Source organism: Hydrogenophaga defluvii (assembly GCF_042665235.1).
GTDB classification, from domain to species: Bacteria; Pseudomonadota; Gammaproteobacteria; order Burkholderiales; family Burkholderiaceae_C; genus Hydrogenophaga; species Hydrogenophaga defluvii_A.
Genome location: NZ_JBHTBZ010000020.1, coordinates 173,010 through 198,462 on the forward strand (window position 1 = coordinate 173,010; position 25,453 = coordinate 198,462).

Annotated in this window: 23 protein-coding genes; 16 read left to right on the forward strand and 7 right to left on the reverse strand. The window is 65.9% G+C overall.

The window, feature by feature from the left end:
• The first annotated feature begins 45 nt into the window (after positions 1-45).
• Positions 46-816, forward strand: coding sequence for a 3-hydroxybutyrate dehydrogenase (locus ACFQU0_RS10250; protein ID WP_382200392.1), 771 nt, complete (start codon positions 46-48; stop codon positions 814-816).
• A 21-nt stretch (positions 817-837) separates the two neighbouring features.
• Here the strand turns inward: ACFQU0_RS10250 and ACFQU0_RS10255 are convergent, their stop codons facing one another.
• Complete coding sequence (locus ACFQU0_RS10255; RefSeq protein ID WP_382200394.1) at positions 838-1,554, reverse strand: SIMPL domain-containing protein; 717 nt, start codon at positions 1,552-1,554, stop codon at positions 838-840.
• 193 nt (positions 1,555-1,747) lie between these two features.
• On the opposite strand from ACFQU0_RS10255, the gene ompR reads away from it, so the two are divergent.
• A complete protein-coding gene (gene ompR / locus ACFQU0_RS10260) occupies positions 1,748-2,482 on the forward strand; it encodes an osmolarity response regulator transcription factor OmpR (protein WP_382200396.1) in 735 nt (244 codons plus the stop codon).
• Between the two features lie 25 nt (positions 2,483-2,507).
• Positions 2,508-3,893, forward strand: coding sequence for a sensor histidine kinase (locus ACFQU0_RS10265; RefSeq protein ID WP_382200398.1), 1,386 nt, complete (start codon positions 2,508-2,510; stop codon positions 3,891-3,893).
• Positions 3,894-3,998: 105 nt separating this feature from the next.
• Here ACFQU0_RS10265 and ispF read toward each other — a convergent pair whose 3' ends face one another.
• Positions 3,999-4,475 carry a 2-C-methyl-D-erythritol 2,4-cyclodiphosphate synthase gene (gene ispF / locus ACFQU0_RS10270; protein ID WP_382200400.1) on the reverse strand — a complete coding sequence of 159 codons (477 nt, stop codon included), beginning with the start codon at positions 4,473-4,475 and terminating at the stop codon, positions 3,999-4,001.
• The gene (gene ispD, locus ACFQU0_RS10275) at positions 4,472-5,224 is read right to left on the reverse strand and encodes a 2-C-methyl-D-erythritol 4-phosphate cytidylyltransferase (RefSeq protein WP_382200402.1); all 753 of its coding nucleotides are present in this window, start codon (positions 5,222-5,224) and stop codon (positions 4,472-4,474) included. Before ispD ends, ispF begins: the two co-directional genes overlap by 4 nt.
• Before the next feature lie 87 nt (positions 5,225-5,311).
• Here ispD and mfd point away from each other — a divergent pair, with 87 nt between their 5' ends.
• From mfd to ACFQU0_RS10300, 5 genes are all read left to right on the forward strand, one after another.
• Positions 5,312-8,773, forward strand: a complete 3,462-nt coding sequence (gene mfd, locus ACFQU0_RS10280; RefSeq protein WP_382200404.1) for a transcription-repair coupling factor — start codon at positions 5,312-5,314, stop codon at positions 8,771-8,773.
• A gap of 132 nt (positions 8,774-8,905) precedes the next feature.
• Entirely contained in the window at positions 8,906-9,412 is a 507-nt protein-coding gene (locus ACFQU0_RS10285) for a DUF4405 domain-containing protein (protein ID WP_382200406.1), read from the forward strand.
• Between the two features lie 67 nt (positions 9,413-9,479).
• Positions 9,480-10,457: a Bug family tripartite tricarboxylate transporter substrate binding protein gene (locus ACFQU0_RS10290; RefSeq protein WP_382200407.1), complete on the forward strand. Its 978-nt coding sequence runs from the start codon at positions 9,480-9,482 to the stop codon at positions 10,455-10,457.
• 49 nt (positions 10,458-10,506) lie between these two features.
• Positions 10,507-11,226, forward strand: a complete 720-nt coding sequence (gene serB, locus ACFQU0_RS10295) for a phosphoserine phosphatase SerB (RefSeq protein ID WP_382200409.1) — start codon at positions 10,507-10,509, stop codon at positions 11,224-11,226.
• Positions 11,223-11,801 carry a thioredoxin domain-containing protein gene (locus tag ACFQU0_RS10300; RefSeq protein ID WP_382200411.1) on the forward strand — a complete coding sequence of 193 codons (579 nt, stop codon included), beginning with the start codon at positions 11,223-11,225 and terminating at the stop codon, positions 11,799-11,801. Before serB ends, ACFQU0_RS10300 begins: the two co-directional genes overlap by 4 nt.
• A gap of 13 nt (positions 11,802-11,814) precedes the next feature.
• Here the strand turns inward: ACFQU0_RS10300 and ACFQU0_RS10305 are convergent, their stop codons facing one another.
• Positions 11,815-12,189, reverse strand: a complete 375-nt coding sequence (locus tag ACFQU0_RS10305) for a translation initiation factor Sui1 (RefSeq protein WP_382200412.1) — start codon at positions 12,187-12,189, stop codon at positions 11,815-11,817.
• 57 nt (positions 12,190-12,246) lie between these two features.
• Between ACFQU0_RS10305 and ACFQU0_RS10310 the strand changes: the two genes are divergently transcribed.
• Positions 12,247-13,920 (forward strand): long-chain fatty acid--CoA ligase, encoded by a 1,674-nt coding sequence (locus ACFQU0_RS10310; RefSeq protein ID WP_382200443.1) that lies wholly within the window; start codon positions 12,247-12,249, stop codon positions 13,918-13,920.
• Positions 13,921-13,942: 22 nt separating this feature from the next.
• On the opposite strand, the gene ahpF is transcribed toward ACFQU0_RS10310, so the two are convergent.
• Both ahpF and ahpC read right to left on the reverse strand, forming a co-directional pair.
• Positions 13,943-15,520 (reverse strand): alkyl hydroperoxide reductase subunit F, encoded by a 1,578-nt coding sequence (gene ahpF, locus ACFQU0_RS10315; protein WP_382200414.1) that lies wholly within the window; start codon positions 15,518-15,520, stop codon positions 13,943-13,945.
• Between the two features lie 163 nt (positions 15,521-15,683).
• Positions 15,684-16,259: an alkyl hydroperoxide reductase subunit C gene (ahpC, locus tag ACFQU0_RS10320; protein WP_382200445.1), complete on the reverse strand. Its 576-nt coding sequence runs from the start codon at positions 16,257-16,259 to the stop codon at positions 15,684-15,686.
• A 266-nt stretch (positions 16,260-16,525) separates the two neighbouring features.
• Between ahpC and ACFQU0_RS10325 the strand changes: the two genes are divergently transcribed.
• The 7 genes from ACFQU0_RS10325 (at position 16,526) to hemP (ending at position 22,948) form a co-directional block, all read left to right on the forward strand.
• Positions 16,526-18,838 (forward strand): TonB-dependent receptor, encoded by a 2,313-nt coding sequence (locus ACFQU0_RS10325; protein WP_382200416.1) that lies wholly within the window; start codon positions 16,526-16,528, stop codon positions 18,836-18,838.
• Positions 18,839-18,916: 78 nt separating this feature from the next.
• On the forward strand, positions 18,917-19,609 hold the full coding sequence (locus ACFQU0_RS10330; RefSeq protein ID WP_382200418.1) for a Fe2+-dependent dioxygenase: 693 nt from the start codon (positions 18,917-18,919) through the stop codon (positions 19,607-19,609).
• Positions 19,606-20,715: an alpha-hydroxy acid oxidase gene (locus ACFQU0_RS10335; protein WP_382200420.1), complete on the forward strand. Its 1,110-nt coding sequence runs from the start codon at positions 19,606-19,608 to the stop codon at positions 20,713-20,715. Before ACFQU0_RS10330 ends, ACFQU0_RS10335 begins: the two co-directional genes overlap by 4 nt.
• 203 nt (positions 20,716-20,918) lie before the next feature.
• Positions 20,919-21,602 carry an energy transducer TonB gene (locus ACFQU0_RS10340; RefSeq protein ID WP_382200422.1) on the forward strand — a complete coding sequence of 228 codons (684 nt, stop codon included), beginning with the start codon at positions 20,919-20,921 and terminating at the stop codon, positions 21,600-21,602.
• Between the two features lie 6 nt (positions 21,603-21,608).
• The gene (locus ACFQU0_RS10345) at positions 21,609-22,334 is read left to right on the forward strand and encodes a MotA/TolQ/ExbB proton channel family protein (RefSeq protein WP_382200424.1); all 726 of its coding nucleotides are present in this window, start codon (positions 21,609-21,611) and stop codon (positions 22,332-22,334) included.
• Positions 22,335-22,349: 15 nt separating this feature from the next.
• A complete protein-coding gene (locus ACFQU0_RS10350; protein ID WP_382200426.1) occupies positions 22,350-22,763 on the forward strand; it encodes an ExbD/TolR family protein in 414 nt (137 codons plus the stop codon).
• Complete coding sequence (gene hemP / locus ACFQU0_RS10355) at positions 22,760-22,948, forward strand: hemin uptake protein HemP (protein WP_382200428.1); 189 nt, start codon at positions 22,760-22,762, stop codon at positions 22,946-22,948. Before ACFQU0_RS10350 ends, hemP begins: the two co-directional genes overlap by 4 nt.
• A 7-nt stretch (positions 22,949-22,955) precedes the next feature.
• Here the strand turns inward: hemP and ACFQU0_RS10360 are convergent, their stop codons facing one another.
• Positions 22,956-25,298 carry a cytochrome P450/oxidoreductase gene (locus ACFQU0_RS10360; protein WP_382200430.1) on the reverse strand — a complete coding sequence of 781 codons (2,343 nt, stop codon included), beginning with the start codon at positions 25,296-25,298 and terminating at the stop codon, positions 22,956-22,958.
• Positions 25,299-25,453: the final 155 nt, after the last annotated feature.

Here is a 25,453-nt window from a genome sequence, read left to right on the forward strand (position 1 = left end):
TCGCTGGCGGTTTTGACTTGATCGTAATGGAATTGGAGAACCCGAATGCTTGCCAACAAGACCGCCCTCGTCACCGGCTCCACCAGCGGAATCGGGCTGGGCATCGCCAAGGCCCTGGCGCGCCAGGGCGCCAACATCATGCTCAACGGCTTTGGTGACGTGGAAGCGGCGCAACGCGAAGTGGCCGCCCTGGGCGTGAAGGTGGGCTACCACGGCGCCGACATGAGCAAACCCGCCGAGATCGAGGCCATGATGGCCGCCGCCGCAGCGCAGTTCGGGCAGGTGGACATTCTGGTGAACAACGCGGGCATCCAGCACGTGGCCAAGGTGCAGGACTTCCCCGTGGAACGCTGGGACGCCATCATCGCCATCAACCTGACCAGCGCCTTTCACACCACCCGCCTGGCCCTGCCGGCCATGCTCAAGGCCAACTGGGGCCGCATCATCAACGTGGCCTCGGTGCACGGGCTGGTGGGTTCGGCCGAAAAATCGGCCTACGTGGCGGCCAAACACGGCATCGTCGGCCTGACCAAGGTGACGGCGCTGGAAACCGCCACCTCGGGCGTGACCTGCAACGCCATCTGCCCGGGTTGGGTACTCACGCCCCTGGTGCAAAAGCAGGTGGATGCCAAGGCGGCGGCGCTGGGCCTGAGCAACGAAGACGCGAAGAGACAACTGCTGGGCGAAAAAGAGCCGTCCATGCAGTTCACCACCCCCGAAGAGCTGGGCGAGCTGGCGGCGTTTTTCTGCTCGGCCGCCGGCAACAACATCCGTGGCGTGGCCTGGAACATGGACGGCGGCTGGACGGCTCAGTAAAGCCCGCCCAGCGCCCACCACTCACTTCATCTGAATGGCGCCGTTGACCATCACGGTCACGGCGGTTTTGCCCGCTTCCACCGGCACCGGCGCATCGGCCACGGCCGCCTTGGCTTCCATGGCCATCATCCGGGGAGCAGGCCGGTACACAGGCTGGTCGGCCGAACTCACCGACACCTCGCGCACGCTGTAGCCGTTGAAGCCAAAGGCCTTGCTGACCTCATCGGCCTTGCGCTTGAAGCGCTCGATGGCCTGGGCCTGGGCCTCGGTTTCCAGCTTCAGCGTGGCCTCTCGGCTCAAACCGAAGTAGGCCTGCGACACCGTCAGCGACTGGATCTGCCCCGCCGTGGCGGTGACGCGCGGGATGTCGGTGCCTTCCAGCAGCAACTCTGCCGTGCCTTGCCAGCCGTTGATCTGCCCATCGCGCCCATAACGCGGTGTGAGGCCAAAGCCACCGGTGCGCACCTCCAGCGCGCCCGCACGCGCTTGCGGCCGTGCGAGGGCCAGGGCCTGTTCCAGCGCCACCTTGAGCTGGTTTTGCACCGTGTTGGCGTCGGTGGCTTCGCGGCGGGTGCTCAGGCGCATGGTCAACATGTCCTGCGCCACCTCCACCTGCCCGGTGGCGCTGAGTTGCACCACGTTGGCTGGCACAGACGCCGCCTCGTGGGCCTGGGCGCTCAGTGCCCAAGTCAGCAGAGCGCTGGCGGCCAGCGCGGTGCGTGTTTGAAATTTTTTCATGGCATCCCCTTCGGATTGGTGGTGAAACGGCCGCCCAGCATACGCGGCCAGCGTGAAGCGGGCGTCACCCACACGGTGACCGCATGCCTCACACCGCAACATGTGTAAGCCTTGGAAACAAAATTTAAAAATAAGCCGTGACAATCACTTAGCGCTGCCAGAATCGCTTTTGTTACAAATGAAGGAGACCTCCATGAGCGCCACCGGCTCCCACCGTCCGAACAAAATTGTGGTCGTTGACGACGACGCCCGCATCCGCGACCTGCTGCGCCGCTACCTTTCGCAAGAAGGCTTTGAAGTCACCGTGGCCGAAGACGGCCGCGCCCTCAACCGCCTGCTGCTGCGCGATTCGGTGGACCTGATCGTGCTCGACCTGATGATGCCCGGCGAAGACGGCCTGAGCATCTGCCGCCGCCTGCGTGCCGCCAACGACCGCACGCCCATCATCATGCTCACCGCCAAAAGCGAGGACGTGGACCGCATCGTGGGCCTGGAGGTGGGCGCCGACGACTACCTGGGCAAGCCCTTCAATCCCCGCGAGCTGCTGGCGCGCATCCACGCCGTGCTGCGCCGCCGCCCGCCGCCCGAGGTGCCGGGCGCCCCGTCGCTGGAGCAGCAGGTGGTGAAGTTTGGGCCGTTCGAGTTTGACCTCGGCCAGCGCACTTTGCGCAAAAGCGGCGAGGACGTGCCGCTGACCACCGGCGAGTTCGCCATGCTCAAGGCCTTGGTGCGCCACCCACGCCAGCCGTTGTCGCGTGAAAAGCTGGCGCAGCTGGCGCGGGGACGTGAATTCGAACCCTTCGACCGCAGCCTGGACGTGCAGATGTCGCGCCTGCGCAAGCTGATCGAAACCGACGCCGCCGCCCCGCGTTACCTGCAGACCGTGTGGGGTGTGGGCTATGTGTTTGTGCCCGACGAACAGGCCTGACCACCGCAGCGAACAGGAGCACACCATGGGACGCCCCAAGCCTCACACCGATCGCGGCCCCGATTCGACGGCCGCGCCGCTGGAAATGCCACGCCCCCATGGCATCAGCCTGTTCTGGCGCACCTTCTTTTTTCTCGCGCTCCTGTTGGTCGGCTGCATTCTGGCCTGGCTGCAAACCTTTCGCGCCCTGGAATTCGAGCCGCGCACGCTGCAGAGCGCGCAGCAGCTCGGCTCGCTGGTCAACCTGAGTCGGGCGGCGCTCAAAAACGCCGACGCCATCGGGCGTGTGGCCTTGGTCAAAACCCTGGCGGACGAAGAAGGCGTGAAAGTGGTGCCACGCGAGCCCAAGGACCAGTTCAAACCCTACGACCAGGACGCGCTGTCACGCCGCGTCAGCGAAGAACTGACCAAACGCATGGGCCCGGGCACGCTGGTGGCACGCGAAGTCAATGGCACCGACGGTCTGTGGGTGGGCTTCAACATCGACGCCGACCGCTACTGGCTGCAGGCCGACCCGGCCCGCATCAGCGTGGTGGCTGGCACCACCTGGCTGGTGTGGCTCTCGATCGCCATGCTGCTGTCACTGGCCGGCGCCGCCTTGATCGCGCGGCTGATCAACCGGCCGCTGAAGAACCTGTCGTTTGCCGCAAGCCGCGTGCGCGAAGGCGACTTCGGCGCCAGCCACCTCGACGAAGGTGTCGCCACCAGCGAAATCCGCGCAGTCAACATCGGCTTCAACCGCATGGCGCAGCGGCTGAGCAAGGTGGAGCAGGAGCGCGCCTTGATGTTGGCGGGCATTTCGCACGACCTGCGCACGCCCTTGGCGCGCCTGCGGCTGGAAACCGAGATGAGTGTGGCCGACGAGCAGGCCAAAACCCACATGGCGGCCGACATTGAGCAGGTCAACGCCATCATCGACAAATTCCTTGACTACGCCCGCGCCGACCACCTGAGCACCACCCGCATCAGCCTGAACGCCACCATTGACGCAGCGGTGTTTGCGCTGGAGCACAACGAACACCTCAGCGTCAAGCTGGACTTGCCGGACGAGCTCATGGTGATCGGTGACGCGGTGGAACTGCAGCGGGTGTTTGCCAATCTGCTGGAAAACGCCATTCGCTATGGCCGCACGCCCGGCACCGACAAGGCCGAGGTGGACATCGGCGCGCGTGTCAAAGACAAAACCGTGCTGATCAAGTTCCGCGACCGCGGCCCGGGCGTGGCCCCCGAACAACTCGCCCGCCTCACGCAGCCCTTTTTCCGGGGCGACACCGCACGCACCTCGGCCTCGGGCGCTGGCCTGGGCCTGGCCATCGTGGAGAAAACCATCGCCCGCATGGGCGGCGAGTTTGCGCTGGCCAACACCGGCACGGGTGGCTTGGCCGCACACATCAAGCTTCAGCGCGCCTGAATCCAGGCCCCCACGCTCCGCCGCTGCGCGGGTCGCTGCCCCCCGAGGGGGCTGTTTCGCCTTGGGGCGGCCCGGCGGCGAAACCTTCGCCAGACCACTTGCGGGCTACGCCTGAAGCAGCACCACCGCCCGCGCCTCAATCGCCAGGCCCTGGCCCACAGGCCCCAGTTTCTCGGCCGTCTTGGCCTTGATGTTCACCGCATCGGGCGCCAGCCCCAGCACCGCAGCCACGCGCTCGCGCATGGCCTCGCGGTGGGGTGCCAGGCGCGGCGCCTGGGCGATCACGGTGCTGTCCACGTTGACGAGTTGCCAGCCTGCGGCCTGCACGGCGCGCAGGGCTTCGGCCAGCAGCACGGCCGAATCGGCGCCTTTGAACTTCGGGTCGGTGTCGGGGAAGTGGCTGCCGATGTCGCCCAGGCCGGCCGCGCCCAGCAGCGCGTCGGTGATGGCGTGCAACAAGGCGTCGGCATCCGAATGCCCCAGCAAACCAGCGCTGTGCGGAATCTCGATGCCACCCAGCACCAGCCGACGCCCCGGCACAAGGGCATGCACATCCCAGCCTTCACCCACACGCAGTTTCATGACAGGGTCTTTCGGTGTTGCAGCAGCACCTCGGCCAGCGCAAAGTCGGCCGGAAAGGTGAGCTTGAAGTTCATGGGGTTGCCGGGCACCAGGCGGGGCAAGAGGCCCAGGGTTTCGATGGCGCTGGCCTCGTCGGTGATGTGCTCGAAACCCTTGTCGCGCGCGGTGTGTAGCGCGTCCGACAGCAGGCCCAGGCGGAACATCTGCGGCGTCTGCGCCAGCCATTTGCCACCACGCGCCAAGGTGGCACTGCTGCGCGCGGCGCCCGTGCCGTCGGTCTCGGCGGCCTTGAGGGTGTCGGCCAACGGCAAGGCCAGCAGGCCACCCACGGCGTCGTGTTCGCAGGTGCGAATCAGGCGCTTCACGTCCTCAGCGTCAATGAGGCAGCGGGCCGCGTCGTGCACCAGCACCCAGTCGTTGGCATCGGCACCGGCCAGGGCCAGGGCCTCCAGGCCATTGAGCACGCTGTCGGCGCGGGTGGCGCCACCGCAGTCCTGCTGAAAAAAGCCGGGCGGCAAGGGAACGCCCACACCGGTGTCACCCGGCGCCAGCACCACGAGGGCGGCATCAAAGCCAACCTGTGCGAGCGAAGACAGCGTGTGCGCCACCATGGGCTGACCGGCCAGCGGGTGGTATTGCTTGGGGCCGGCTGTGCCGGCGCGGCTGCCCAGGCCCGCGCAAGGCAACAGCGCCAACAGGCGGGCACGCCCGGCACGGGCGGGGGGCAATTCGGGCAGGGGCAGGTTCATAAGGGTGCGCCATTCTAAAATCGCGACAGCACACCCCACTCCCGACGGTTTGGGGTGTTTTGTATTGGTGTTGTCGAGCCACGCCCCATGGACCTGCCCAAACTCAGCCCTGGCAAACGTTTTGCCCTGCCCCGCCCGGTTGGCTCTGCCGACGCCTTGCTGCTGGCGCAGCTGGGCCAGCGCGAAAAAGCGGCGGGCCGGCCCACGGCCATCGTCACCGCTGACGCCACCGACGCCCAGCGCCTGCTGGACGAAATCAGCTTCTTCGCGCCCGAACTGCGCTGCGCCCTGTTTCCCGACTGGGAAACCCTGCCCTACGACAGTTTCTCGCCGCACCAGGACCTGATCAGCGAGCGACTGGCCACGCTGTGGCGCATCCAGCAGCGCAACAAGGACAACGGCGCCGATGTGGTGCTGGTGCCGGCCACCACCGCGCTGTACCGGCTGGCGCCGCCGTCCTTTCTGGCGGGCTACACCTTCGAATTCAAGGTCAAGCAAAAGCTGGACGAGGCCAAGCTCAAGGGCCAGCTCACCCTGGCCGGCTACAACCACGTGACCCAGGTGGTGAGTCCGGGCGAATACGCGGTGCGCGGCGGCCTGATCGACCTCTTCCCCATGGGCTCGCCCGTGCCCTACCGCGTGGACCTGTTCGACGACGAGATCGACAGCATCCGCACCTTCGACCCCGACAGCCAGCGCAGCCTCTACCCCGTGCCCGAGGTGCGCCTGCTGCCTGGGCGCGAATTCCCCATGGACGAAGCGGCGCGCGCGCGTTTTCGCAGCCGCTGGCGCGAGCTGCTCGAAGGCGACCCGACCAAAAGCCGCATCTACAAAGACATGGGCAACGGCGTGGCCACCGCCGGCATCGAGTACTACCTGCCGCTGTTCTTCGAAGAAACGGCCACGGTCTTCGACTACCTGGGCGAGCAGGCCACGGTGGTGTTGCACGGCGACCTGGAGCCAGCCTTCCAGCACTTCTGGCAAGACACCAAGGAGCGCTTCCGACTGGTGCAGGGCGACCCCGAGCGCCCTGCCCTGCCGCCCGAGGCCTTGTTCCTGAGCACCGAGCAGTTCTACGCCGGCGCCAACGCCCATGCCCAACTGTCGCTGCGCCCCGGCGTGGCCGACGTTGACGACTCCGCCCACTTCCAGAAGCTGGGCGAGCTGGCCGTGGTGCGCGGCGCCGAAGAGCCGTTGGCTCGGCTACAAGCCCACATCCGCAACACCCAGCAACGCGTGCTCATCCTGGCCGAAAGCGACGGCCGGCGCGAAAGCCTGCTGGACTTCCTGCGCGCCTCGCAACTGAGCCCGCCCGCCTTCGACAGCTTGGCCGAGTTCGAACAGTCGGACGAAAAAGTGGGCATCGCCACCTCGGCGTTGGCCGTGGGTTTCTGCTGGCTCGAAGGCGGGCTGGACTTCGTCACCGAAACCGAGCTGTTCGCGGCCGGCCCCACCACACGCCGGCGCAAGAAGCAGGAACAGGTCAGCGATGTGGACGCGCTGATCAAGGACCTGAGCGAACTCAACGTGGGCGACCCGGTGGTGCACGCGCAGCACGGCATCGGCCGCTACCACGGGCTCATCAACATGGACCTTGGGGCCGGCAACACCGAGTTCCTGCACCTGGAGTACGCCGACAAGGCCACGCTGTACGTGCCGGTGAGCCAGTTGCACCAAATCAGCCGCTACACCGGCGTGAGCGCCGACGAAGCCCCGCTGCACAAGCTGGGCAGCGGCCAGTGGGACAAGGCCAAGCGGCGCGCGGCCGAGCAGGTGCGCGACGCCGCCGCCGAGCTGCTCAACATCTACGCGCGGCGCGCCGCACGCGAGGGCCACGCCTTCCGCTACAGCCCGCAGGACTACGAGCAGTTCGCCACCGATTTCGGCTTCGAGGAAACCGCCGACCAGCGTGCGGCCATCCATGCCGTCATCCAGGACATGATTTCGCCCCGCCCCATGGACCGGCTGGTGTGCGGCGACGTGGGTTTTGGCAAAACCGAGGTCGCCCTGCGCGCGGCCTTCGTGGCGGTGACCGGTGGCAAACAGGTGGCCTTTCTGGCCCCCACCACCTTGTTGGCCGAGCAGCACTACCAGACGCTGGTGGACCGCTTCAGCAAATGGCCAGTGAAGGTGGCCGAAATGAGCCGCTTCCGCTCGGCCAAGGAAATCAACGCCGCGCTCAAGGGCGTGTCGGACGGCAGCGTGGACATCGTGGTGGGTACCCACAAGCTGCTGAGCGAAAAGACGCAGTTCAAGAACCTCGGCCTGCTCATCATCGACGAAGAACACCGCTTTGGCGTGCGCCACAAAGAGCAGATGAAACAACTGCGTGCCGAGGTGGACGTGCTCACGCTCACCGCCACGCCCATCCCGCGCACCCTGGGCATGGCGCTGGAAGGCTTGCGCGACCTGTCGGTCATTGCCACCGCGCCGCAGCGCCGCCTGGCCATCAAGACTTTTGTGCGCAACGAAGGCACGGGCGTGATCCGCGAAGCGGTGCTGCGCGAGTTGAAGCGCGGCGGGCAGGTTTACTTCCTGCACAACGAGGTCGAGACCATCGAGAACCGGCGCCAGAAGCTGGAAGAAATCCTGCCCGAGGCCCGCATCGCCGTGGCCCACGGCCAGATGCCCGAGCGCGAGCTGGAGCGCGTGATGCGCGACTTTGTGGCGCAGCGCTACAACCTGCTGCTGTGCTCCACCATCATCGAGACGGGCATCGACGTGCCCACGGCCAACACCATCGTGATGAGCCGCGCCGACAAGTTCGGCCTGGCGCAGCTGCACCAATTGCGCGGGCGCGTGGGCCGCAGCCACCACCAAGCCTATGCCTACCTCATGGTGCCCGACATCGAGGGGCTCACCAAACAGGCCGCGCAGCGCCTGGACGCCATCCAGCAGATGGAAGAACTGGGCAGCGGCTTCTACCTGGCCATGCACGACCTGGAGATCCGCGGTGCCGGCGAGGTGCTGGGCGAAAACCAGAGCGGCAACATGCTGGAAGTGGGCTTCCAGCTCTACAACGAAATGCTCAGCGAGGCCGTCGCCTCGCTCAAGGCCGGCCGCGAGCCTGATCTGCTGAGCCCGCTGAGCGTGACCACCGACATCAACCTGCACGCCCCCGCCCTGCTGCCCGACGACTACTGCGGCGACGTGCACCTGCGCCTGAGCTTCTACAAGAAGTTGGCCACGGCCAAAACCACCGAGCAGATCGATGCGCTGCTGGAGGAAATCGTGGACCGCTTCGGCAAGCCGCCCGCGCAGACGCAGACGCTCATCGACGTGCACCGCCTGCGCGTGCTCAGCACACCCTACGGTGTGGTCAAGGTCGATGCCGCACCCGGCGTCATCAGCATCCACTTCAGGCCCAACCCGCCGGTGGAGCCGATGCGCATCATCGAACTCATCCAGAAGAACAAACACATCAAGCTGGCGGGCAACGACAAGCTGCGCATCGAGCGCGAGTTGAAAGAACCCAAGGACCGGGCGCAGATGGTGCGGGATGTGTTGCGCAGTTTGGGGCAGCCGGTCAAAGCCGTCGCGGCGGCTTGACGCAGATCAAGCCCACATCGCTTGTTGGGCACCGCCCGGCCAACGTTCACCTGGCGTTCATGCGCAGGCCACGAAACTTCAATCCAGGGCACCAAGATGGGCGCCCACCCATTGAAGATTGAAAGGGAAGCCATGAACCTCAACGCCCACCGCCCCTGGATCACCCCACTCGTGATCGGCGCTTTTGGCCTGTCGGCCGTCACCGGCGTGCTGATGTTTTTCCACCTCGATTCAGGGCTCAACAAAACCGCCCACGAGTGGCTCAGCTGGGCCATGGTGATCGGTGTGCTGCTGCATTTGTTGCTCAACATGAATGCCTTCAAGCGCTACTTCACCCAAACCACGGCGCGGGTGGTGATGGGTGTGTTTGCGCTGGTGTTGGCGCTCAGTTTCATACCCGCTGGCGGTGCCAAAAGCGAGCCGGGATTTGCGCCGCCCGTGCGTGCCCTGGCGCAAGCGCCCATCAGCGTTTTGGCCCAGGTGGCGGGCACCAGCACCGATGAGGTGAGGGCCAAACTGACGGCGGCAGGGCTGACCGTGACCAACGAGCAGCAATCGGTGGCCGACCTGGTGGGCCCCGACCTGCGCCAGCAGATCGGCGCCCTGACCCGGGTGCTGCCCGGCGGCAGCTCGCGCTGAGGGCACACCGGTGGGCGGCACGGAAGTTGCTGAGAGTGCCTTGTTCTTATCCACACGGAGCCCCACCATGCCCACCCGCCGCACCGCCCTGCAACTCGCCGCCACCTTGTGCGCCACCGCCCTCGCCGGACCGGCGCTGGCACAAGCCACCTACCCCGATCGCGGAGTCAAGATCATCGTGGCCCTGCCCGCAGGCGGCAGCGTGGACATGATCGCCCGCTTGCTGGGCCAGAAGCTCAACACCCAGACCGGCCAGCCCTTTGTCATCGACAACCGTGCCGGCGGCTCCGGCCAGATTGGCATGCCAGCCGTGGCCAAGTCACCCGCGGACGGCTACACCCTCACCGTTTCGCCCGCGTCCTTCCTGACCACCAACAAGAGCATCTTCAAAAGCCTGGCCTACGACCCCGAGGCCGATTTCGCGCCCGTCTCGCGTCTGGTCAACCAGCCCATGGTGATGGTGGTCAAGGACAAACAGAAGTACCCCACGCTGGCGGCTTTCCTGGCAGCCGCCAAGGCGGCACCGGGTCAGCTCACCTACGCGTCATCGGGTGACGGCAGCCCGCAGCACCTGGGGGGCCTGATGTTCGAGACGCGCACGCAGGCGCGCTTGCTGCATGTGCCGTACAAGGGCGGCGCACTGGCGGTCAACGACACCCTGGCCGGCACGGTGGATGCGATGTTCGCTGTGTTGCCCGAAGCCCTGCCCCACATCCAGTCGGGCAAGCTGCACGCACTGGGGCTGATGAGCCCGCAGCGCTCGCCGGTTTTGCCACAGGTGCCCACCATGGCCGAGAGCGGTGTGGCCGACCTCAGCCTGTCGGCCTGGATTGGCCTGCTGGCGCCTGCCAAGACACCACGCCCCATCATCGAGCAGCTCAACCGCGCGGTGCGCAGCGCCCTGGACGCCGAGATGAAAACCAAGCTGGCCGAGAGCGGTATCGAAGTGGCCCCGAGCACGCCTGAGGAGCTGCAGCGCACCATCGCCGCCGACATCAAGCTGCACGCGGAGCTGGTCAAGGCCACCGGGCTGACGCCTCAGTGAAAGCGGCGGGGAGCCGGTGGGTGGAACGCAGCGCCGATAATTCCACCCCATGAGCTCCCCCACCGAATTTGCCCCCGGCCTCGTGATCCAAGGCGTCACGCTGCCGCTGAACCTGCGCGACTTCAAGCTGATCGCGTTTGACATGGACTCCACCCTCATCAACATCGAGTGTGTGGACGAAATCGCCGATGCCGTGGGCCGCAAGGCCGAGGTGGCGGCCATCACCGAAGCCGCCATGCGCGGCGAGATCACCGACTTCAAGGACAGCCTGCGCCGCCGTGTGGCCTTGCTCAAGGGCGTGACCCTGGCCGACATGGAGCGTGTCTACACCGAGCGCCTGCGCATCAACCCGGGCGCGGCCGAACTCATCCGGGCTTGCCAGGCCGTGGGCATGAAGGTGCTGCTGGTCTCCGGTGGTTTCACCTTCTTCGCACACCGCGTCTGCGAACGTCTGGGCATCGACTTCAGCCGGTCCAACATCCTCGCCGTCGAGGGTGACGCGCTCACCGGCGAGCTGGTCACACAAAGCTGGGGCGACATCTGCGATGGCGCCGAAAAACGCCGCACGCTGCTGGAGGTGGCGTCGCTGCTCAACATCGCGCCCAGCCAATGTATTGCCATGGGCGACGGTGCCAACGACCTGCCCATGATGGGCGCGGCCGGCCTGTCGGTGGCCTACCACGCGAAGCCGAAGGTGCGCGAGCAGGCCATGGTCGCCATCAACGACGGTGGCCTGGACCGCCTGCTGGAACTGTTCCGCACGCCGTGAACGCCTTGACCAACAGCCTGCGCCAGCGGGTATGGGCCTGGATGCTGAACTGGAAAAGCCACCTGATCACGGTGGCCATGCTGGTGACCGTCGTGTGGGCGGCGCAAGCCTGGCAAACCCGGCACGTGGCCGGTGGTCCCTTGACCGATGCGGTACTGAACACCGCCCTGACGGTGATCCGCCCCGATGGCAGCCCCCACCAGAGCACCGTGGGCGCCGAACTGGCCGCCCTGCAAGCCCGCCACCCGGGGCGCAATGTGGGCCTGTACGTGTGGGCCGAGTGGTGCACCATCTGCAAAACCATCCAGGGCACGGTGGACGGCATCGCACAAGACCACCCGGTGCTCACCGTGGCCATGCAGTCGGGTCCGCCCGAAGCGGTGGGCCGCTACCTGCGTGGGCGGGGGCTGGCCTGGCACACGTTGGTGGACCCACACGCACAGGTATCGGGCGGGCTGGGTTTTGGGGCGGTACCGGCGTTTGCCGTCATCACGCCGCAAGGCCAACTGCGTTGGCCCACCGTGGGCCTGAGCAGCGGCTGGGGCCTGCGCCTGCGGCTGTGGCTGGCCCGCTGAAAACGCCGCCCGCTCAGCCGCCCACGCGCTTGACCTGGTGGCCGTCGGCGGCCAGCAAGGCCATCACGCGCTCGACGTGGTCGCCCTGGATTTCCAGCACACCGTCTTTGGCCGTGCCGCCCGAGCCACACGCGGTGCGCAGGCGTTTGCCCAGGGCGGCCAGCGCATCGGGTGGCAGCGCCACGCCGCGCACCACCGTCACGGCCTTGCCACCGCGCCCTTTGGTTTCGCGCTGAACACGCACCACCCCATCGCCCGCGGGCAACACCACCCGCTGTTTGCAGACACAAGCGGTACGAGGCTGGCCGCAGTCGGGGCAGATGCGACCGGTGTCGGTGGAGTAGACGAGGCGGGTGTTGGAGGACGTGGCGGCCATGGTGTCGCGCATGGTAACGCCCGCCACAGCGGCGCCACCGACAATGCGCACGAAGGAGACAACGCCGTGTTGAACACCGCCCACCTGGCCCACTGGCCGCCCGGCCTGCCCCACCACCTGACGCTGCCGCAGACCAGCCTGGTCTACAACCTGGAGGTGTCGGCCGCGCGTTTCCCCGACAAGCCCTTCATCGTTTTCTACGACACCCAGATCAGCTTCGCGCGCTTCAAACGCGAGGTCGAACACCTGGCTGGGCACCTGCAACAGGTGTGTGGCGTGCAGGCGGGTGACCGGGTGCTCATCGACATGCAGAACAGCCCCCAGTGGGCCTTGGCTTTCTACGCCATCCTGCGGGCCAACGCGGTGGCCGTGCCCATCAACCCCATGAACCGCACCGACGAGCTGCGCCATGCGGCGCAGGACAGCGGCGCCCGCGCCGCCTTTGTGGCGCAGGAACTGCTGCCCCACCTGCTGCCGGTGCTGGACGACGCCGACACGCCGCTGCAACACCTGGTGGTAGCCACCTACAGCGACTACCTGCAGCAACCCACCGATCTGCCCGTGCCCGACTTTGTGCGCGCACCGGCCCAGCCCCTCACCCACCCCAACACCCAAGCGTGGAACGATGTGCTGGCCGCCCAGCGCGCGCCCGGCCCCCACACCGCCGGCCCCGACGACCTGTGCGTGATGCCCTACACCTCGGGCACCACCGGCCGGCCCAAGGGCTGCAAACACACCCACCGCAGCGTGATGAGCACGCTGGTGGGGGGCGTGCACTGGTTTGGCCGCACGCAGGACGCGGTGTACCTGTCGGTGTTGCCCTTCTTCCACGTCACTGGTCTCTCGGGCAGCCTCAACGGCCCCCTGTACATCGGCGCCACCATCGTCATCCTGCCGCGCTGGGACCGCGACACCGCCGCCACCTGCATGCAGCGGTACCGCGTCACCGTGTGGCAATGCATCACCACCATGGCGGTGGACTTTCTGGCCAACCCGCAACTGGACCGCTTTGACCTCTCCAGCCTGAGCGGCATACGCGGTGGCGGCGCGGCCATGCCCGAGGCCGTGGCACTGCGCCTGAAGCAGCTCACCGGGCTGGACTACGTGGAGGGCTACGGCATGTCGGAAACCATGGCCGCCACCCACATCAACCCGCCCCATCGCCCCAAGCCGCAGTGCCTGGGCATACCGGTGTACGACGTGGACGCGCGGGTGGTGGACCCGATGACGCTCGAAGAGCTGCCCAAAGGCGATTCTGGCGAAATCGTGGTGCATGGCCCGCAGGTGATGTTGGGCTACTGGAACGACGAGGCCGCCACGGCAGCGGCCTTCATCGAGCTGGACGGCAAACGTTTTCTGCACACCGGCGACATGGGCCGCATCGACGAAGACGGCTATTTCTTCATGACCGACCGCCTCAAACGCATGATCAACGCCTCAGGCTACAAGGTGTGGCCCGCCGAGGTGGAAGCGCTGCTCTACCACCACCCCGCCATCCAAGAGGCCTGTGTGATCGGCGCCCCCGATGGCAAACGCGGCGAGACCGTCAAAGCGGTGGTGGTGCTGCGCCCCGGACACGTGCTCAGCGCCGAGGAACTCTTGACCTGGGCACACGGGCACATGGCCGCCTACAAAGCGCCCCGCCTGGTGGCGTTTGTGGACGCGCTGCCCAAAAGTGGCAGCGGCAAGGTGATGTGGCGCGAGTTGCAGGCGCAAGAGGCGGCCGCCCGCGCCGCCCCGTGACGGGCCGGCTGGCCCGGCGCCGTCAGGCGGCCACCGCGTCGGCCACCGGCTGACGGATCAGGTGGTCGAAAGCGCTGAGTGCGGCCTTGGCGCCTTCACCTGCGGCGATCACGATCTGTTTGTAGGGCACGGTGGTGCAATCGCCGGCCGCAAACACACCTTCCACATTGGTGTGGCCTTTGGCATCGACCACGATCTCGCCAAAGCGGCTCAACTCAACCGTGCCCTTGAGGAACTCGGTGTTGGGCACCAGGCCAATCTGCACGAACACACCTTCCAGCGGCACCAGGTGCTCAACGCCACTCACGCGGTCCTTGTACTTCAGGCCGTTGACCTTGCCATCGGCACCGGTGATCTCGGTCGTCTGCGCGTTCACATGGATGGTCACGTTGGGCAGGCTCTTGAGCTTGCTCACCAGCACGGCGTCGGCCTTGAGCTGGTCGGCAAATTCGATCAAGGTGACGTGCTGCACGATGCCCGCCAAGTCAATGGCGGCCTCGACGCCCGAGTTGCCACCGCCAATCACCGACACGCGCTTGCCCTTGAACAGCGGGCCGTCGCAGTGCGGGCAGTAGGCCACGCCTTTGTTCTTGTATTCCTGTTCGCCGGGCACGTTCACATTGCGCCAGCGCGCGCCGGTGGACAGGATGACGCTGCGCGCCTGCAGCGTGGCACCGTTCGCCAGTTGCACGCCCACCAGGCCACCCGGCTGGGCCGCCGGGATCAGCTTGTCGGCGCGCTGCAGGTTCATGATGTCCACCTCGTAGTGGCGCACCTGGGCTTCGAGCGCGGCGGCAAATTTGGGGCCGTCGGTCTCCAGCACCGAGATGTAGTTCTCAATCGCCATGGTGTCGTTCACCTGGCCACCAAAACGCTCGGCCGCCACGCCCACGCGGATGCCCTTGCGGGCGGCGTACACGGCCGCAGCGGCACCGGCCGGGCCACCACCCACGATGAGCACGTCAAACGGGTCTTTGGCACTGAGTTTGGCGGCATCGCGCTGGGCGGCGTTGACGTCGAGCTTGGCCACGATTTCGGCCACGTCCATGCGGCCGGACCCAAACACCTGGCCATTCATGAAGACCATGGGCACGGCCATGATCTCGCGCTCGGTCACCTCTTGCTGGAAGGCGCCGCCTTCGATCACCACGGTCTTGACTTTGGGGTTGAGGATGGCCATCAGCGACAGCGCCTGCACCACGTCCGGGCAGTTGTGGCAAGAGAGGGACATGTAGACCTCGAAGTTGAAGTCACCGTCCAAGGCCTTGATGCTGTCGATCACATCCTGCTCCACCTTCGGGGGATGGCCGCCGGTCCACAGCAAAGCCAGCACCAACGAGGTGAACTCGTGGCCCAGCGGCAAGCCAGCAAAACGCACGCCCTGGGTTTCGCCGGCACGGGCCACCACAAACGAGGGCTTGCGTGCGTCGGTGCCCGAGGTGTCCAGCGTGACCTTGTCCGACAGGCTGACGATGGTCTCCAGCAGCTCACGCATCTCGACGCCGGTGGTGCTGTCGTCCAGCGAAGCGATCAGCTGGATCGGCTGGCGCAACATGCCCAGGTACTGCTGCAACTGCGATTTGAGGGTGTCGTCAAGCATGGGATTTCCTTCTGGTTGGGCGTTCAGCGGCGTGCATTGGCCAGGGCAAAGCCCGACGTTCAAGCACAGAGCCGAACACCGATCACTGAACAAGGTGGAGTGCTGAGGGAGGGACGCTCGGCGGGAAACCGCCGAACGCCCAACGCTCAACCCTCAACGGGCATCAGATTTTGCCGACGAGGTCCAGGCTGGGAGCAAGGGTCTTGGCGCCTTCGTTCCACTTGGCGGGGCACACCTGGCCGGGGTTGGCGGCGGTGTACTGGGCGGCCTTGAGCTTGCGCACGGTTTCCTTCACGTCGCGGGCGATTTCGTTGGAGTGCACTTCCATGGTCTTGATCACGCCTTCGGGGCTGATCACGAAGGTGCCGCGCAGGGCCAGGCCTTCTTCTTCGATGTGCACGCCAAAGGCGCGGGTCAGCTGGTGCGTCGGGTCGCCGACCAGGGGGAACTTGGCCTTGCCCACGGCGGGGCTGGTCTCATGCCACACCTTGTGCGAGAAGTGGGTGTCGGTGGTGACGATGTAGACCTCGGCGCCGGCCTTCTGGAACTCGGCGTAGTTGTCGGCCGCGTCTTCAATTTCGGTCGGGCAGTTGAAGGTGAAAGCAGCCGGCATGAAGATCAGCACAGACCACTTGCCGTGCAGGTCTTTTTCGGTCACTTCAATGAACTCGCCCTTGCCATTGCGGTTCACGAAGGCGGTGGTCTTGAAGGCTTGCACCGGGGTGTTGATGATGGACAGCGCGTTGATCATGGACATGAGTCAGCTCCTATGGGTTGATGAAAGTCGATAGGCGTTTCCGCCATGACCTGAAGTATAGGGTCGTTCTATGACATCCCGCTATTGATAGTGGGTATGAGCCCCATAGCTTTTGTTGTGCGGCGCAGCAACTTTACACGTTATTACGAATAGTTCGCATTTAGTTTATACTTCCGATTCCAGCCAGCCACGCAAGCGGAGTCATCCCCGAAGCCAGCCAGCCGACAACCTCAGCCGATTGACTTCGCATGTCCCGCAAAAAAACCCGCCGCAACACCCACGCCGCGCCCGCCCGCCCCGCCGCCACCCTGTCGCCATCGCCCATGCTCTTGCCCTTGGGCGCGATGCTGTTGGTGGGTTCCATGAGCGCCATGGCACAAACCGCGCCTGCGCCGCAAAACGCGGCCACCCTGTCCACCGTGACCGTGAAAGAACAAGCCGAAGCCCCCGAAGGCAAAGACGCGGTCCGCGCCACCCAGAGCACGATCGGCAAGGGCAACCAGCAACTGCGCGACATTCCCCAATCGGTGACCGTGGTCACCGAGCGACTGATCGACGACCGCAACCTGGACACGGTCAAGGAAGCGCTGAAAAACACCGCCGGCATCAGCTTCTTGGCGGCCGAGGGCGGCGAAGAAGACATCCGCCTGCGTGGCTTTGCGCTGCAGGCCACGGGCGACCTGTTCATCGACGGCATGCGCGATCCGGCCATTTACGACCGCGACACCTTCAACATGGACCGCATGGAACTGCTGCGCGGTTCGGCGTCCATGCTGTTCGGGCGTGGCTCCACCGGCGGCGCTGTGAATCAGGTGAGCAAAACGCCACGCCTGATCGACGAGCACCAGGTGGATGTGACGGTGGGCAGCCACGCCTACCGCCGCGTGACCGGTGACTTCAACCTCAAGACCGGTGACAGCGCCGCGCTGCGTCTGAACGCCATGGCCACCACCGCCAAAAACGATGGCACCGGCCGCAGCCTCGATAAAAAAGGCGTGGCCGCCACCTACCGCTGGGGCATTGGCGAACGTGACGAGTTCCAGGCCAGCCTGTTCCACCTGGACAACAACAACGGCATCAACTACGGCATCCCGTTCATCACGCCCGACACCGGCGCACCTGCCACCGACCGCCGCCTGCTGCCGCTGGACCCGGCCAACTACTATGGCGCGGCCAGCGACTACAACAACAGCGGCGGCACCATCCTGGGCTTCGCGCACACACACCGCTTCGGCCATGAGAGCGAGCTGAAGACCCAGTTCCGCTATGGCGACTTCAACCGCGACCAACGCTCGGGCGCCATCCGCCTGGCCGGTGCGGCCCAGCAACCCGGCGGTGTGGCGACCACCCTGGAGAACTTCGGGCCGGGCACCGTGTTCACACGCGGCACCCACCTCAAGGTGCAGGACATGAAAAACGTGCACCTGCAGAGCGATTTCAGCAACAAGTTTGAGGCCCTGGGCGTCAAGCACCAGCTGATGGCGGGCGTGGACTATTCGCGGGAGCGAAAAGTCGTTTATGCCGCGCGTAATGCGGCACAAGGCGGTGTCAACATCACCAAACCCACCACCACCGCCGGCACCCCCAATGACGGCGCCTGGGTGGACGAAAGCACCCGCGTCTTTGGTGTGGGCAACGAATACGTGGCCACGGGTTTTGGCGCCTACGTGCAAGACGTGGTGCAAGTCGCGCCGCACTGGAAGCTGGTCGGGGGCCTGCGCTACGACAACCTCCAGGGTGACTACGACAGCCACGGCATTCCCACCAACGCGCCAGGCCCCATCACCACCAGCAGCTACCGCATGAAAGTGTCTGAGCTGAGCCAGCGCGCCGGCGTGCTGTTCCAGCCCAACGAGCTGCACTCGTTCCACTTCTCGGCCGGCACGTCGTTCAACACCTCGGGCGACGCGTATTCGCTGGGCGCCTCGAACGTGGACACGCCGCCGGAAAAGAGCATCAACATCGAACTCGGTGCCAAACTGGACTCGGCCGACAAGCGCTTCACCACCCGCCTGGCCCTGTTCCGCTCCACCAAACTCAACGAGCGCAACACCGACCCCGACCTGCCCATCGTCACCTTGAGCGGCAAACGCCATGTGGCCGGTTTCGAGGCCGACATCAGCGGCCGCCTGACACCCAAGTGGGAGGTGTTCGGCTCCTACATGTGGCTGCCCGTGGCCAAGGTGGACCGTGCAGCGCCTTGCCCCGCCACCGGCGGTTGCTCACAAGCGACCATCGGCGACCGCGTGGGCGACCGCCCCTCGCTCACCCCGGTGCACAGTGGCACGGTGTGGACCACCTACCAGCTCACGCCCAAGCTGCGTGTGGGCGGCGGCCTGAACTTCCGTGGCAAGCAGGCGCCCACCCGCGCGGCCTTCAACGTGCCCAGCTACGTCACCGCCGACCTGATGGCCGAGTACAAGTTCGACTTCGACAAGATCGTCCTCAAGGCCAACCTGAGCAACATCACCAACAAGCTCTACGCCGACCAGCTCTACCCCGCGCACTACATCCCCGGTGCGGGCCGCATGCTGCAGGTCACCGCGAGCTTCAAGTTCTGATGCACTGACACCGCTTTTCTCCAAGGTATTTGATGCCGCCCCAGCCATGGGGCGGCTTTTTTGCTGAAAGCCCGACCGATGCTCATTGAACTGCCCCAACTGCTCAGCGCCGAAGACATCGCCTCCGCACAACACCTGCTGCGCAACGCGCCCTGGAGCGATGGCCGCCTGAGCGCGGGTGCGCAAGCTCGGCAGGTGAAAAACAACGAGCAGTTGCCACGCGACTGCGAAACGGCGGTACACATCCGGGCCTTGGTATTGCAGCGCTTGAACACCAGCGCATTGTTTTTGTCGGCCGCCCTGCCCAACAAACTGTTCCCGCCCCACATCAACCGCTACGAGGCACGAGGACAAGGACAGGACCAGCACTACGGCCCCCACATCGACAACGCGGTGCGCCTGCTGGCCGATGGCCAGCACATCCGCACCGACGTGTCTTGCACCGTGTTCCTGAACGAGCCCCACGACTACGACGGCGGCGAACTGGTGGTGCACGACACCTACGGCCAACACACGGTCAAGCTGCCCGCCGGCCACGCCGTGCTCTACCCCGGCACCAGCCTGCATGAAGTCCGCCCGGTCACGCGTGGCGTGCGCTGGGCGAGCTTTTTCTGGGTCCAAAGCCTGGTGCGCAGCGACGAACAGCGCCGCCTGCTGTTCGACATGGACATGAACCTGCTGCGCCTACGCACCCAACACGGCGAAAGCCCCGAAACCACCGCACTCACAGGCACGTACCACAACCTGCTGCGCATGTGGAGCCAGACGTGAGGCCCCCTGCGAACGGCATTCCCAACGACATCGTTTCACTGGCCGACCACGAAGCCTGGGCGCAGCAGCATGTGGCGCCCGCCACCTGGGCCTACGTGCAAGGCGGCGCCGCCAACGAACACACGCTGGCGGCCAACACCGCCGCCTGGCAGCACCTGCCGCTGCACCCGCGTGTGCTGCGCCGCCTGGACGGTGGTCACACCCGCACCACACTGCTGGGGCGCGAATGGCCCAGCCCCCTCATCGTGGCCCCCATGGCGCACCAGAAGCTGCTGCACCCCCATGGCGAAGCCGCCACCGCCCTGGCGGCGGCGGCGCAGGGCACAGGCTTTGTGCTGAGCACGCAGTCCAACACGCCCATGGAAGAGGTGCTACCCTTGGTGTTGAACGAGGCCGGGCGTGGCCCCTTGTGGTTTCAGCTGTACTGGCAGGCCCCGCGCGACACCACGTTGGCCCTGGTGCGGCGTGCCGAGGCCTGTGGCTTCGAAGCCCTGGTGCTGAGCGTGGACGCGCCCGTCAACGGTGTGCGCGACACCGAGCGCCGCCAAGGCTTTCGCCTGCCACCCGGTACACACGCCGTGCACCTGGCGCCGCCCCCCGCTGCCGCCACACCCGTGCCTGGCCAAAGCCGCATCTTCGATCAGCTGCTGCCCCTGGCCCCCGACTGGGACGACGTCGCCTGGCTGCGCAGCCAGACCCACCTGCCCTTGCTGCTCAAGGGCATCACGCACCCGGCCGACGCGCAATTGGCCATCGACTTGGGGGCCGATGGGGTGGTCTTGTCCAACCACGGTGGCCGCACCCTGGACACCGTGCCCGCGACGGCGCAACTGCTGCCTGCCATGGCCCACGCCATCGACGGACGCGTGCCCCTGATCGTGGACGGCGGCCTGCGACGTGGCACCGACGTGCTCAAGGCCATCGCCCTGGGCGCCGACGCGGTGATGCTGGGCCGCCCCGTGCTGCACGGCCTGGCCAATGCCGGAGCCTTGGGCGTCGCCCACGTGCTGCGCCTGTTGCGCGACGAGCTGGAAGTGGCCATGGCCTTGTGTGGCTGCCGCACTTTGGCGAACGTGGGCAAAGAATTGCTGAATTTGCCCGATTGATGGCGGCATTTTCGCGAATGCAACCAATTCTCATTTAGAATGCAAACATGTTTCTGACGCTTGGACTGGTGTTGGTGTTGCTCGCGGCCCACTGGGTGCTTCGCCCCTGACAACACCTGCCCAGCCCTGGCTTTTCCTACACTATGAACCCGCTCACGACTTCCTTCGCCCCCGCCGCTGCGGGTGCGGCCGCGCCGAGTTCCATGCCCCGCCCACCCCTGCTCCCCCGCAACACCGCCATCGCCTTGGGCGTGGTGGCCCTGCACGTGGGTGGTTTGTGGGCGCTGCAAAGCGGTTTGCTGCGGCGCGCGGTCGAAATGGTGGTGCCGGCCGAGGTGCTGGTGGAGTTCATCGAACCGGCCAAGTCCATCGTCACGCCACCGCCACCCGCGCCCCAACCGAAACCGCAACCGGTGCAAAAAACGCCCGTCAAACCCGCCCCTCTGCCACCGGCCCCGGTGCCAGTGGCCATCGCCGATCCCACGCCTGCACCCAACGCCCCCACGGGCACGACGCGGCCCCAACCACCCGCACCGCCCATCACCGTGGCGGTGGCGCCTGCGCCACCGACGCCGGCCCCTGCTGCGCCGCCCGCGCCACCCCGCATCGAACTGCCGTCAAGCAACGCCGACTACCTCAACAACCCGCGCCCTGCCTACCCGCCGCTGAGCAAGCGGCTGGGCGAACAGGGCAAGGTGGTGGTTCGGGTGTTCATCGAAACCGACGGCAGCGCCTCCAAGGCCGAAATTGCGCAGTCCAGTGGCTTCGACCGGCTGGACCAGACCGCGCTCGACACCGTGCGCCGCTGGCGCTACGTGCCGGGCAAACGCGCAGGCGTGCCCGAGGCCATGTGGTTCAACGTACCGATCAACTTTGTACTGGAGTAAATGTTCATGGAAACCTCTATGGGTCTGGCCCACGTGTGGAACGAGGGCGACTGGGTCACCCGCACGGTCGCGCTGCTGTTGCTGGGCATGTCGCTGGCGAGCTGGATGGTCATCATCGTCAAGGCACTGGATCTGCGCCGCCACCGTGCGCAAGCGCAGCAGGTGGAAAGTTTTTGGCACAGCAACGACTTTGCCGATGGTCTGAACAAGCTCGGCGAAGACGAAGGCAACCCCTTCCGTCAACTGGCGCTGCAAGGTCGTGAAGCCACCCGCCACGTGTTGCACCAGGACGGCCAGAACAAGCCCCAGCTGCACGACTCGCTGGACGTGAGCGACTGGGTCACGCGCGCGCTGCGCAACACGATCGACGACTTTACCGCGCGGCTGCAAGGCGGCCTGGCGGTGCTCGCATCGGTGGGTTCAACCGCGCCGTTTGTGGGCTTGTTCGGCACCGTGTGGGGCATCTACCACGCGCTCTTGGGCATTGGCGCGGCCGGCCAGGCCACCATCGACAAAGTGGCCGGCCCCATTGGCGAGGCGCTGATCATGACGGCGCTGGGTTTGGCCGTGGCGATCCCTGCGGTGCTGGGCTACAACGCCCTGGTGCGCGGCAACAAGGGCGTGCTGCACAAGCTCAACCGCTTTGGCCACGACCTGCACGCCTACTTCGTCACCGGTGCCCGCGTGAGTGCCGGCGGCGAAGGCAAAGTCGTGCCCATGAAAAAAGCCTGACCGCTGGAGCACCCCATGGCTTTTTCCAGCTTTGAGAACGACAACGACGAGATGCTCAGCGAGATCAACATGATCCCGCTGATCGACGTGATGCTGGTGCTGCTGATCGTCTTCATCATCACCGTGCCGGTGATGAAGCACGCGGTCAACATCGACCTGCCGCGCGCCAGCAACGAGCGCAGCCAGGACAAACCCGAAACCATCCGCCTCAGCGTGGATGCCGACGGCGGCTACTACTGGAACGCCGAAAAACTGGACGACACCGAGGTGTTCAACCGCCTGGCCCTGGCCGGCGCTCAGGACCCACAACCCGAACTGCACATTCGGGGCGACAAGGCCGTGCGTTACGAGCGCGTGACCCAGGCCATGGCAGCGGCACAGCGCGCCGGTGTGCGCAAGATCGGCTTCATCACCGAGCCCAGCCCATGACACCGGCACCCGCTCCGGCCCCTGTGAATGCACCGGCCAGCAGCGCTGGCCAGGCGGTGGGCACGCCTGCGCCCATTCCCAGCAGCGAGCTGTTGCGCGGCCAGCGGGTGATCGAGATCGACCACGAAGGCCAGCGTTACCGCTTGCAGGCCACGCGTCAAGGCAAGCTGATTCTCACCAAATAGAACCGGCTCAGAGCGCCAGCACGATACGCTGGCCCGCTGCGCGCGAACAGCACGCCATCAAACGCCGGTTGGTCTGGCGCTCGCCCTTGGTCAGCACCTTGTCGCGGTGGTCCACATCGCCTTCGACCACCGCCACCTCACAGGTGCCACACAGGCCTTCGTTGCAGTCGCAGGGCACGTCAAAACCGGCGCTCTGCAGGGCCTGCAGCAAGGTCTGGTCGGCCGCCACCGCGACCTCCACGTTGGAGTCCTTGAGCTGGGCCACAAAAGCGTGTTCTTTCGAGGGGTCAAGTGCAGTGCCTTCGGCGTTGAAGTGCTCGAAGTGCAGCACACCGGCCGGCCAACGCTCGCTCAGGCTTTCCAGCTCGCTGATGAGGCGGTCGGGGCCACAGGCGTAAATGCGCGTGTCAGCGGTCACGTCGGCCAACACAGCCGGCAGCGACAAGCGCTGGCCTTGCGACTTCACGTACAGGTGCAGGTGGGCCGCGTGGTCTCGCTCCAGCCGCGCCAGCAAGGCCATCTGCGCACGCGAGCGCCCAGCGTAATGGATCTCGTAGGACTTGCCCAGGTGCTTGAGGCGGTCGGCCATGGCCATCACCGGTGTGATGCCGATGCCACCCGCAAACAGCACGACGTGCCGCGCCGACTCGTCAAGCTTGAACAGATTCTTGGGGCCTGAAAGCTGAAGCACCGTGCCGACCTCAAGCTGGTCGCAGAAGTGGCGCGAGCCGCCGCGCCCATCGGCTTCGCGCTGCACCACCACCTGCAACGTCGAGCGGTCGTTGGCCTCACCACACAAGGAGTACTTGCGGCGGAAACCGCCGGCGATCAGGTCCACGTGGGCGCCGGCCGACCAGGCGGGCAAGACAGCGCCCTGGGGATCGGCCAGCACCAGGCGAAACAGCCCCTCGCCCTCCGCGTGTTTTTCGCGCAGCACCACGCTGCGCGCGATGGAGGCCTTGGGCGGCGGGCCAATGAAAAACGCACCGGCCGGGGGCAACTGCCTGGACCCGCTGCGCTCCGGGTTCAGCGCCGGCTCCCACGCCACCCACAGCGCATCTGGCCCACGGAAGGACGTGTTGGACAGGTAGCTCATGGCCTGCCCCGGCACCAGGCGCATGTGGGGCAGGCGCCGCACAAACTCCTCCAGGAAGATGCGCATCTGCATGCGGCCGATGTTCTTGCCCATGCACTGGTGGGCGCCGTAGCCAAAGGTGAGGTGTTCCACCGCGCTTTCGCGGTACACGTCGATGTCGTCTGGGTTCTCGAAATGCCTTGGATCGAAGTTGGCCGAGGCCTGTACCAGCAACAAACGTGCGCCCTTGGGGATGGCCACGCCACCCACCTGCGTGTCTGCGGTGGCCTGGCGCCGCCAGGCGATGATGGAGCCGGCCACGCGCAGGCATTCCTCCACGGCGTTCGGAATCAAGGCCGGGTTGGCGCAGATGTCGTCCCACGATTGGCGGTGCGTCAGCAGCGTGTGGAAGGCGTTGGCGGTGGCGTTGGACGTGGTCTCATGCGCGGCGGCCAGGATGGCCATCATCATCGAGCGCAGGTAGGACTCGGGCACCACGTCGGGGTGCTTGAGGTGCTGGCGGATGGTTTCATACATCCACCCCTCGCCATCGGGCTGGGCACGCATGCCGTCCAGGATGTTCTGCGCCGTCTGCCAGAAGCGCCCCACGTTGTGGGCAATATCCAGCTGCTCTTGAGCGGTGGGACGGCCCCAGGTGTTGAGCGTGTGGGCCACGGCAAACTGACGCAACTGCTCTGCCCCCTCATCGGGCACCCCCAAGAATTTGAGCGCGATGTTGAGCGGGATCTCGTAGAACATCTCGGCCACGAGGTCGGCGCGCCCTTTGTCGATGAAGCGGTCCATGTACTCGCGGGCCAGCGCACGGATCATGGGCTCCAGCGTGGCCAGGCGCTCGGGCAGAAAGGCGTCCATCAACAGGCGGCGGCGCGCCATGTGGTCGGGTTCGTCCTCGTTGACCATGGTGCGGTTCATGGCAAAACCGTAGGACTGCAGGATGCCCATCACCTCCGGCGTGGCCGGGGTGATTTTCTCCAGCGCCACCGCAGGCGAGAACAAGATGTTGTCGCGGAAAACCGCCTTCACATCCTCGTAGCGGGTCACGATCCAGTAACCCAGTTGGGGGCTCCAGAACACCGGTTCCTGCTCGCGTGCCCAGCGCAGGTAGTCGCCGGGGGCCTGCATGTAAGCCGGCTCGAAAGGGTTGAAGGCGGCGGCGCGGGCACTCACCGGGCAACCGTTCGGGTCGCGCGGCTGGGCCAACGTGGTGTGGTCAACGGGGCAGCGGGCAGCAACAGGCGGGGCAGCAGAGGTCATGGCGTGAGGTCGATTTCGAAGTTATCGTAATGTTATTACGCAATGCGTAATTTCACAACACCCTGCCATCGCAGGTGTCAGCAGCAAATAGAACTGTCCGGTTTTGTAGCAAGTAGATTGTCCGCTTTGACGTGATGTGATGGTGCTGGCAGCCA

Coding starts and splice junctions, on each gene's coding strand:
- ACFQU0_RS10250 (WP_382200392.1), top strand. CDS start 46: ATGCTTGCCAACAAGACCGCCCTCGTCACCGGCTCCACCAGCGGAATC.
- ACFQU0_RS10255 (WP_382200394.1), bottom strand. CDS start 1,554: ATGAAAAAATTTCAAACACGCACCGCGCTGGCCGCCAGCGCTCTGCTG.
- ompR (WP_382200396.1), top strand. CDS start 1,748: ATGAGCGCCACCGGCTCCCACCGTCCGAACAAAATTGTGGTCGTTGAC.
- ACFQU0_RS10265 (WP_382200398.1), top strand. CDS start 2,508: ATGGGACGCCCCAAGCCTCACACCGATCGCGGCCCCGATTCGACGGCC.
- ispF (WP_382200400.1), bottom strand. CDS start 4,475: ATGAAACTGCGTGTGGGTGAAGGCTGGGATGTGCATGCCCTTGTGCCG.
- ispD (WP_382200402.1), bottom strand. CDS start 5,224: ATGAACCTGCCCCTGCCCGAATTGCCCCCCGCCCGTGCCGGGCGTGCC.
- mfd (WP_382200404.1), top strand. CDS start 5,312: ATGGACCTGCCCAAACTCAGCCCTGGCAAACGTTTTGCCCTGCCCCGC.
- ACFQU0_RS10285 (WP_382200406.1), top strand. CDS start 8,906: ATGAACCTCAACGCCCACCGCCCCTGGATCACCCCACTCGTGATCGGC.
- ACFQU0_RS10290 (WP_382200407.1), top strand. CDS start 9,480: ATGCCCACCCGCCGCACCGCCCTGCAACTCGCCGCCACCTTGTGCGCC.
- serB (WP_382200409.1), top strand. CDS start 10,507: ATGAGCTCCCCCACCGAATTTGCCCCCGGCCTCGTGATCCAAGGCGTC.
- ACFQU0_RS10305 (WP_382200412.1), bottom strand. CDS start 12,189: ATGCGCGACACCATGGCCGCCACGTCCTCCAACACCCGCCTCGTCTAC.
- ahpF (WP_382200414.1), bottom strand. CDS start 15,520: ATGCTTGACGACACCCTCAAATCGCAGTTGCAGCAGTACCTGGGCATG.
- ACFQU0_RS10325 (WP_382200416.1), top strand. CDS start 16,526: ATGTCCCGCAAAAAAACCCGCCGCAACACCCACGCCGCGCCCGCCCGC.
- ACFQU0_RS10330 (WP_382200418.1), top strand. CDS start 18,917: ATGCTCATTGAACTGCCCCAACTGCTCAGCGCCGAAGACATCGCCTCC.
- ACFQU0_RS10340 (WP_382200422.1), top strand. CDS start 20,919: ATGCCCCGCCCACCCCTGCTCCCCCGCAACACCGCCATCGCCTTGGGC.
- ACFQU0_RS10345 (WP_382200424.1), top strand. CDS start 21,609: ATGGAAACCTCTATGGGTCTGGCCCACGTGTGGAACGAGGGCGACTGG.
- ACFQU0_RS10350 (WP_382200426.1), top strand. CDS start 22,350: ATGGCTTTTTCCAGCTTTGAGAACGACAACGACGAGATGCTCAGCGAG.
- hemP (WP_382200428.1), top strand. CDS start 22,760: ATGACACCGGCACCCGCTCCGGCCCCTGTGAATGCACCGGCCAGCAGC.
- ACFQU0_RS10360 (WP_382200430.1), bottom strand. CDS start 25,298: ATGACCTCTGCTGCCCCGCCTGTTGCTGCCCGCTGCCCCGTTGACCAC.